The organism is Micromonospora sp. DH13, from assembly GCF_020873825.1.
Taxonomy (GTDB): domain Bacteria; phylum Actinomycetota; class Actinomycetes; order Mycobacteriales; family Micromonosporaceae; genus Micromonospora; species Micromonospora haikouensis.
The window spans coordinates 1-8,679 of the sequence record NZ_JAHWGR010000073.1; the positions used below are offsets into that span (position 1 = coordinate 1).

The following is an 8,679-nucleotide window of genomic DNA, read 5'->3' on the forward strand; positions in this document are numbered from 1 at the left end:
GGCCTGGTGGCGCCCCGCGCGGTGGCCTGGTCGGCGTCGGCGACGTCGTCGGGCTCGGCGACCCAGCCGGAGAAGACCGGCACCCCGTGCCACGGGCCGACGACGTCGCCGCGCCGGTCGGTGGCGACGGCCACCACCGCGTACGGGTGACCGAAGCGCAGCTCCGCGACGCGGGCCACCCCGAGCGGGGGCAGGCTGACCCGAGCGAACATCCCGGTGACGGCCGCCGCGGCGAACCCGTACCGGTCGTAGCGGGCGGCGACCGCCTGCCGGGCCCGCACGTCGCCCGTGCCGACCAGCGGGGCCAGCACCCGGCCGGCGGCGGCGAACCCGATCCCGGTCAGGTCGTGCTCGTCGCGCGCCGACCAGCAGGGCAGCGCCGCCGTGTGCCGCTGCTCCCGGCGGTCGGGGGCGAACGTGCGCACGGCCTCCTCGCGCAGCGTCCACAGCGGATTGTCGCCCAGCAGCAGGTCGAACAGCGACCGTCGGCCGGCGGGCTCGTCGGCGTCGGCGTCGGCGGCGATCCGGTACGCGGCGGCGAGCACGTCGGCCGGGGCGACCCCGGGGGCGGCGGCCACCGAGACCACCGACAGCCCCGCCCCGGCGGTGTCGGTTCCGCCGCCGTGCGCGCCGCCCGCCTCGTGCCCGCCGGTGCCGTCCCCGGCCGGCTGCGCCGCCGCCACGTGCACGGCGACGTCGCCGGCCTCCGGTGTCGCGGCGATCCAGGCGCGGTGCCCGTGCGCCGGGGTGCGCAGCACCTGGGTCAGCCGCCCGGCCCACGGGCTGTCCGGGCCGAGCGTCCCGGCCAGGGCGAGGTCGAACGGGGTGGCCCAGGAGATCCGGGTGGCCACGGCCGAGGCCAGGGCGAGCACCACCCGGGGGTCGAGGGCCAGGGGGAACCGCTCGATCAGCCCGAGGCTGTGCTCGCGGGCCCACGCGTCGAGGCCGGCCTGGTCCGGCAGCGGGCCGGTCCCGGTGGCGTGGGGGAGGGTGGCCCGCCAGGCGTCCAGCCCGGCGGTCTCCGTGCCGGGCCGGTGCCAGACGGCCGTCGCCGACGGCACCAGGGGATGCGGCGCGTCCAGCAGGTCGGCGGCGATCCGGGCGGCCTGGGCCGGTGCGATGCCCAGCGCGTCGGCGAGGTCGGCGGCGTCCCCGTCGAGCCCGGCGTGCCCGTCGGGTCCAGCGTTTCCGTCCGGTCCGGCGGCGTGCCCGTCGGGTCCGGCGGCGGCGCGCTCGGGGACGGCCGACGCGCACAGGGCGAGCAGCAGCCACGCGCCCAGCGGGGACGCGACGTGGTGCCGGTCGCCGGCCGCGCCGTGCAGCCGGGCGGCGTAGCGGGCCAGCGGGGCGTGGAGGTTCGTCGTCATGCCCCTACTGTGCCCCGGCGGGTCCCGTTCGCACGGCGGGCGGTCGCGCCGCCCTTCCCGGTCGCGCCGCCCCTCCCGGCGGCCGCGTCGCCCCCTCCCGCCGCCGTGGGTGGGCGGCGGGCCGGGGGACGGGTTAGGCTGCCCGCCGTGGCTGGTCTGTTGAGGAGTGTGGCGTCCCGGCTGGGGCGGGTGGCCCGCGGCGGGGCCGCGCCGACGCGTACCCCCGGTCCGATCCCGGCCCAGGTGGCGCGGCGCCGGCAGGTCTCCGCGTTGCAGCGCCGGGAGCTGAGCTACGCACCGGAGCCCGACGGTCAGGCCGACCCGGGTGAGGTCGTCTGGACGTGGGTTCCCTACGAGGACGACCCCCGGCAGGGCAAGGACCGCCCGGTGCTGGTGGTCGGGCGGTCCAGCCGGACCCTGTTCGGCCTGATGCTGTCCAGCCAGGGCGAGCGGGACGGCCAGCGGCACTGGCTGGCGTTGGGCCCGGGCGCCTGGGACCGGGACAACCGGCCCAGCTGGGTGCGGCTCGACCGCGTCCTCACCATGCGGGAGGACAGCATCCGCCGCGAGGGCGCGGTGCTGGACCGGGCGCGTTTCGACCGGGTCGGCCAGGCCCTGCGCGCCGGCTACGGCTGGCGCTGAGCCCCGCCGCCAGGTCGCGGGCGTTCCGGTCCCTGTCTCAGCACTCGGCGAGGTGCGCGCTGTCGACGAGCTGCCGGGCGGAGCGGGAGGTGCCGACGCTCTTCGCCCGGTACATCGCCGCGTCGGCGCGGTCGAGCGCCTCGGTGAGCTGGGTCGGGCAGGTGACCGGGGCGAGCCCGACGGAGGCGGTGACCCGCAGGCTCAGGCCGCCGAGGGGGATCGGCGCGGCGAGTGACTCGCAGAGCCGGCGGGAGGCGTGCTCGATCCACCGCCGGTCGACGGTCGGGGTGGCCAGCAGACCCGCGAACTCGTCGCCGCCGAGGCGGGCCACGAGGTTGTCCCCGGCGAAGGCGGCCAGCCGTTCGGCCACGCTGACCAGCACTTGGTCTCCGGCGGCGTGCCCGTAGCGGTCGTTGACCTGCTTGAAGTCGTCCAGGTCCAGCACGATGGCGATCAGTGGCTGGCCGGCGGTGTCGGTGAGCAGGGTCGCGGCCAGCCGGAAGAAGGCCCGCCGGTTGGGCAGCCCGGTGAGCGGGTCGTGGCTGGCGGCGTGCCGTTCGGCGGCCAGCTCGGCCTGGAGGTGCTCGATCTCCGCTTCGGCCAGCATGGCCCGGCGGCGCAGTTGCCATGCGGAGACCAGGGCTCCGGCGGCCGAGATGCCGGACGCGATGGTCAACGGATCCGGCACGAACCCTCCTCACCGCGTCTGCCCACGCGCCCGGCCGTGCCGGCCAGGTGCCCGTGGGGACTCCTGTTTTCCCTGGTGCAGCCCCAGGTGAGGTAACCCAAAGTGAACACCTAGGTACACCCTCGTTGGGTTATCATGCTCGCTGTCCGGTGCAGATGCAATAGCAGATGCACGTGCAGCTAATCCCGTCGTAAGCCCCGACTCCTCGCCAGCACACCGCTCCTCCCGCGGCATCGGCAGGCTCTTGACAAGAAAGATGCCCCATGCAGCAGCCCCGCAACGGCGTTCCCACTGCACAGCTCCCCCCGTTGACCTGGATGAAGAGTCGACGGAGCAATCCCAGCGGCAACTGCGTCGAGCTCGCCGAGCTTCCCGGTGGTGCCGGCATCGCCGTCCGTAACTCCCGCTACCCCGACGGTCCGGCGCTGATCTACACGATCGACGAGATCGCGGCCTTCGTCCTCGGCGCCAGGGACGGCGACTTCGACCACCTGATCGGCTGACCCTGGGTCACCCCTCGGCTGCGTCCCGTCAACAGGACCGAAACGCCGACCGGCCGGGTTCACCTCACTGTCGGTCCATGGCATGCTTACACGTCGGCCGGGGTGGGGCCCGGTGCGACGAAGGCAGCAAGCGGAGGTCGGCGCGTGACGATGGTTCCCACGGAGGGTGGCCCGGCCACCGGCCCAACCGTGCTGCGCATGCTGCTCGGCGCGCAGCTGCGCCGCCTGCGGGAGGCCAGCGGGGTGACCCGGGAGGGCGCCGGCTGGGAGATCCGGGCCTCCGAGTCGAAGATCAGCCGGATGGAGCTCGGGCGGGTCGGCTTCAAGGAGCGCGACGTCGCCGACCTGCTCAGCCTCTACGGGGTCACCGACACCACCGAGCGGGAGGCCCTGCTCAAGCTCGCCCGCGACGCCAACAGCCCCGGCTGGTGGCACCGCTACGGCGACGTGCTGCCGTCGTGGTTCCAGTCCTACCTGGGCCTGGAGGCGGCCGCCGCGCTGATCCGCAGCTACGAGGTGCAGTTCGTGCCGGGCCTGCTCCAGACCCCGGAGTACGCCCGGGCCGTCGTCCTGCTCGGTCACCGTGGGGCGGGGGCGGACGAGATCGACCGCCGGGTGGGCCTGCGCATGCAGCGCCAGGAGCTGCTCCGTCGCCCGCGGCCGCCGCAACTGTGGGCCGTCGTGGACGAGGCGGCGCTGCGCCGGCCGATCGGCGGCCCCCAGGTCATGCGTGACCAGCTCACCGCCCTGATCGAGGCGACCCGGGCGCCGCACGTGCGGTTGCAGATCATCCCGTTCGACGCGGGCGGCCACGCCGCGGCCGGCGGCGCGTTCACCATCCTGCGCTTCGGCGACCAGGACCTGCCCGACATCGTCTACATCGAGCAGCTCACCAGCGCGATCTACCTCGACAAGCGCGAGGACCTCGACTACTACGCGGCGGCCATGGAACGGCTCTGCGTCGAGGCCGAGCCCCCGGAGCGCACCCCGGAACTCCTCACCCGGCTGCGCGACGAGCTCTACCCGGGATAGCGGGTTCCCTGGTCGGGGCGGCGGCGCGCGCTGCCTCTACGATGGTCGACATCGGCGACAGTGGACGGACGCCGGCGTAACAGGTCAGCGCAGAGCCATGGAGGCACCCCTTGACCACCGATGCCCCCGGCACCTCGACCGGTCCCGCCCACCCCAGCGACCGGATCGACACCTCGGTGGCGCATCCCGCCCGCCGCTACAACTACCTGCTGGGCGGCAAGGACAACTTCCAGGCCGACCGGGACTCGGGCGACGCGATGGCCGCGGCCTTCCCGACCATCCGCATCGCCGCCCTGGAGAACCGCCGCTTCCTCAAGCGAACCGTCGGCTACCTCGCCCGCGAGGCCGGCGTCCGGCAGTTCCTCGACATCGGCACCGGCATCCCCACCGCCGACAACACCCACGAGGTCGCCCAGGCCGCCGACCCACAGGCCCGGGTGGTGTACGTCGACAACGACCCCATCGTGCTCGCCCACGCCCGGGCGCTGCTGACCAGCTCGCCCGAGGGCGCCACCGCCTACATCGACGCCGACCTGCGGGACCCGGAGAAGATCCTGCGCCACCCCGACCTGCTCCGCACCATCGACCTGAGGCAGCCGGTGGCGCTGATGCTGGTCGCGATCCTGCACTTCCTGCCCGACCCCGACGACCCGTACGCGGTGGTCCGTCGGTTGCTGGACGCGCTGCCCCCCGGCAGCTACCTGGCCGCCTCGCACGCCACCTACGACCACCTGCCCGAGCACGTGGCGCAGGAATCCAGGGTGGCGACGCGGACCGGTAGCTCGCGCGACGTGATCAGCCTGCGCAGCCGGGAGGAGTTCGCCGGCTTCTTCGCCGGGCTGGAGCTCGTCGACCCGGGCATCGCCTCGATCGCCCAGTGGCGCGCCGAGCGGGAGCCGCAGCCTCGGCCCTCGGTGGTCGACGTCAGCATGTACGGGGCCGTGGCCCGTAAGCCCTGACCCACCGGCCCGGCCGCGGCGCCGGCCACCGCGACTGGTGCCCGGCGCCGGCCGGCAGGCAGACTGGACCACCATGTCGCCGTTCACGCCCACCCTGCGGCTGCACGACCGCTACGTCCTGCGCGAGCGCATCGGCCTCGGCGGAATGTCGGAGGTGTGGCGCGCCGACGACGAGGTCCTGCACCGTCCCGTCGCGGTCAAGGCGCTCGCGGCCCAGCTGGCCGCCGACCCGCACCTGCGCGCCACCCTGCAGCGCGAGGCCCGCGCCGCCGCCCGGCTCACCCACCCGCACGTCACCCAGGTGTACGACTACGGCGAGGCGTTCCTCGGGGGCCCGACCGTGGTGCCGTACCTGGTGATGGAACTGGTCGAGGGGCGCAGCCTCGCCGACCGGCTCGCCGCCGGCCCGCTGCCCTGGCCCGACGCCGTCCGGCTGGCCGGTCAGGTCGCCGCCGCCCTCGCCGCCGCGCACCGCATCGGCGTGGTGCACCGCGACATCAAGCCCGCCAACATCATGCTCACCGAGAGCGGCGCGAAGGTGCTCGACTTCGGCATCGCCGCCCCGGCCGGGCCGCACCCGCCCCGCATGGGTCCGCACCAGCCCCGCGTCGGGCCCGGCGACAAGCCGATGATGGGCACCCCCGCGTACTTCGCCCCCGAGCGGTTCGACCCCGGGCCGCCGAACCCGGCCAGCGACGTGTACGCCCTCGGCGCCCTGCTCTACCGCGCCCTCGCCGGCCGGGCCCCGCTGCCCGTGCAGACCTGGGAGGACGCCATCGAGGCGCACGCGCAGCGCCGGCAGGCCCCGCCGCTGCGCGTCCCCGGGCTGCCCCCGGACGTCGCCGCACTCACCCTCGCCTGCCTGAACGCCGACCCGGCCCGGCGACCCACCGCCGCCCACCTGGCCCGCCGGCTCGGCGCGACGCCGGCCGCCGAATCCCCGGCCGGAATCCGGCCTGCCGCCTCGGCCCCGACCCGGCCCGCCGCTTCGCCGCCCGCGGACCACCCGCCGACCCTGGTCGATCGCGCGGGGCCGTGGGCTCCTCCCGCCCGACCCGGGCGGTCGTCCGTTCCGGTGGCCGAGCCCCGCCCGGTGGCCGAGCCCGTTCGGCGCGCGCCGCGCGGCCCGGGCCAGGGCAACCGCCTGCTCGGTGTCCTCGTCGCCGCAGGGATGGCGCTGCTCGTCGGCGTGGTCGCGCTGCTCGCCCTCGACGACGGTGCCCCGGCCCCGCCGGCCGGGGGGCCCGGAACCGTCGCGCCCGCCGACGGGAGCAAGGCCGAACCGCCCCCGTCGGCCGCCGCCCCGCCCACGACCGCACGATCGCGTCCGGTCACGTTGCGCCAGCTCGCCGCCGAGTTCACCGCCCTGGTCGACGAGGCGCAGGCGCGCGGCGACATCGACCGCAAGACCGCCGACGAGCTGCGCGAGGAGGTCGCCGAGCTGAACCGGGGCAAGCTCAAGGACCGGGCCAAGCACCTGCGGGAGCTGCGCGAGGACCTCACCGAGGCGATCGAGCGCGACCGGATCGGCGCGGAGACCGCCGCCCGGCTGCGGGAGCTGCTCACCGGCTTTCCGGGGGCGCGCGGCGACGCGGCGGACTGACGGGCCGAACCGACACGAACCATCCACGATGTACGGTCGCCCGCTCCCACCCTCGCCCCGCCGGCCCGGGGCGTGGCAGCCGGCGGGAACGGTCACTAACGTTGTCGGATGATCAGCACGCAGCCGCTCCTGCCCTTCCCTCGTACGGTCGCCGCCGGTCCCGAACCCGGGTCCGACGGACCGGTCGGATTCGTCACGGGCCTGGTCGAACGGCTGGGTGGCCCCGGCGCCGGGCTGGCGGTCGCGCTGGAGAACCTCTTCCCGCCCATCCCCAGCGAGGTGATCCTGCCGCTGGCTGGATTCGTCGCCAGCCAGGGACGGATGAGCCTGGTGGGGGCGATCGGCTGGACCACCCTTGGCTCGGTGGTCGGCGCGCTGGCGCTCTACTGGATCGGCGCCATGCTGGGCCGGGACCGGATGCGGGCCATCGCCGCCAAGCTGCCGCTGGTCAAGCTCGAGGACGTCGACCGCACGGAGGCGTGGTTCCTCCGGCACGGCGTCAAGGCGGTGTTCTTCGGCCGGATGATCCCGGTGTTCCGCAGTCTCATCTCGATCCCGGCCGGCGTGGAGCGGATGCCGGTCCTGACCTTCCTGCTGTATACGACGCTGGGCAGCCTCATCTGGAACACGGTCTTCGTCATGGCGGGCTACCTGCTCGGCGAGAACTGGCACGTGGTCGAGTCCTACGTCGGCACGTTCCAGAACGTGGTCATCGCCGTGTCCGCGCTGGCGGTCGCGTGGTTCGTCGTCACCCGGGTGCGTCGGTCCCGCGCCGCGCGGCGGGACGCCACGGCCTGGTCGTCCGTCGACGGCCCGTCCCTGGGCGGTGTGTCCGCCGACGGCCCATCTGCGCTAGGGCCGTCCGCCGGTGCCGATCCGGTGCTGCCGGCCGGGTCGGAACGCGGCACGGGGGAGTACCGGGGAACGGTCTACCGCAGCGGCTCCTGGCGCGACGGGCCTGAGCACTGACGGGTCGGCGCGTCCCGCCCGCCCGGTTGATCGGCTCCATGTCGGGGACATGGGGGTATCCCGCGCCGTTGATACCCCCATCTGCCCGGCATGCCGTCACCCCTCCGCCGGAATGGGAGGATTGTCCGACCCGACGGGGTGGCGTGGGGCGGGCCGGGGGTGGGCCGGGTCAGGCCGGGGTCGGGGTGGTGACCGGCGGCACCCTGCGGCCGGAATCCCGGCCGGGGCGGGGGCGTTACACCTGACGGACGACCGCAGCAGCACCCCGGATCCCCCGGATCTGGCAGGACCCGCCCCCGCCACCCGAGTCATCCCCCCGGGAATGGGGGCCGGTCGCCGGTCGTTACACCTGGACCCGGCGCCGCAAGGCAGCCGACCCCCCTCCTCCTCTTCTTCCCCCGTTGTTCGTTGTTCGGGCGCCTCGACGTGGTGCTCGCACACCCCCCCCGCCATGCCCCTTCGGCGGATGTGGGACGTGTGCCGACCCCCCGGATAGGAGACACCCCCATGAACACGGCCATCCTGCGTAAGAGCGTCCTCGGCATCGCCGGACTCGCGTTCGCCGGCGGCCTCGCCGCCGGCCCCCTCAACCACGCCATCGACACCGGCACCGGCACTGTCGACGCGCGGCCCGTCGCGGCCGTGCAGGCCGACACGACCGCCGACGCCGGGAAGCTGATCCCCCACGGTGTGCAGGGCGCGCAGTCGCGCATCGATCTCGACGCCGAGCAGACCGCCAACGCCAAGGCCATCATCGCCGCCACCGAGAAGACCGGCCTCGACGAGCGGGCCGCGGTGATCTCGATCGGCACCGCCCTGCAGGAGTCGAAGCTGCAGAACCTGGGTCACCTGGGTGACCGCAACGACCACGACTCCCTCGGCCTGTTCCAGCAGCGCCCGTCCAGCGGGTGGGGTT

At 75.0% G+C, this 8,679-nt stretch carries 9 protein-coding genes; 7 read left to right on the forward strand and 2 right to left on the reverse strand.

Annotated features, from left to right (window positions below; all coding sequences use genetic code 11):
* Positions 1-1,367: hypothetical protein (locus LPA42_RS33055; RefSeq protein WP_228987125.1), on the reverse strand; the 1,367-nt coding region annotated here is incomplete at its 3' end.
* A 147-nt stretch (positions 1,368-1,514) separates the two neighbouring features.
* On the opposite strand from LPA42_RS33055, the gene LPA42_RS33060 reads away from it, so the two are divergent.
* A complete protein-coding gene (locus LPA42_RS33060) occupies positions 1,515-2,009 on the forward strand; it encodes a type II toxin-antitoxin system PemK/MazF family toxin (RefSeq protein ID WP_043968616.1) in 495 nt (164 codons plus the stop codon).
* Positions 2,010-2,046: 37 nt separating this feature from the next.
* Here LPA42_RS33060 and LPA42_RS33065 read toward each other — a convergent pair whose 3' ends face one another.
* Entirely contained in the window at positions 2,047-2,697 is a 651-nt protein-coding gene (locus tag LPA42_RS33065; RefSeq protein ID WP_077939862.1) for a GGDEF domain-containing protein, read from the reverse strand.
* 263 nt (positions 2,698-2,960) lie between these two features.
* Here LPA42_RS33065 and LPA42_RS33070 point away from each other — a divergent pair, with 263 nt between their 5' ends.
* From LPA42_RS33070 to LPA42_RS33095, 6 genes are all read left to right on the forward strand, one after another.
* Positions 2,961-3,200, forward strand: a complete 240-nt coding sequence (locus LPA42_RS33070; RefSeq protein ID WP_043968620.1) for a DUF397 domain-containing protein — start codon at positions 2,961-2,963, stop codon at positions 3,198-3,200.
* Between the two features lie 144 nt (positions 3,201-3,344).
* Positions 3,345-4,232, forward strand: a complete 888-nt coding sequence (locus LPA42_RS33075) for a helix-turn-helix transcriptional regulator (RefSeq protein ID WP_091281557.1) — start codon at positions 3,345-3,347, stop codon at positions 4,230-4,232.
* A 110-nt stretch (positions 4,233-4,342) separates the two neighbouring features.
* Positions 4,343-5,191: an SAM-dependent methyltransferase gene (locus LPA42_RS33080; protein ID WP_077939863.1), complete on the forward strand. Its 849-nt coding sequence runs from the start codon at positions 4,343-4,345 to the stop codon at positions 5,189-5,191.
* A gap of 73 nt (positions 5,192-5,264) precedes the next feature.
* Positions 5,265-6,794 (forward strand): serine/threonine-protein kinase, encoded by a 1,530-nt coding sequence (locus tag LPA42_RS33085; RefSeq protein ID WP_077939871.1) that lies wholly within the window; start codon positions 5,265-5,267, stop codon positions 6,792-6,794.
* 108 nt (positions 6,795-6,902) lie between these two features.
* The gene (locus LPA42_RS33090) at positions 6,903-7,763 is read left to right on the forward strand and encodes a DedA family protein (RefSeq protein ID WP_077939864.1); all 861 of its coding nucleotides are present in this window, start codon (positions 6,903-6,905) and stop codon (positions 7,761-7,763) included.
* 507 nt (positions 7,764-8,270) lie between these two features.
* Positions 8,271-8,679: hypothetical protein (locus LPA42_RS33095; protein ID WP_228987126.1), on the forward strand; the 409-nt coding region annotated here is incomplete at its 3' end.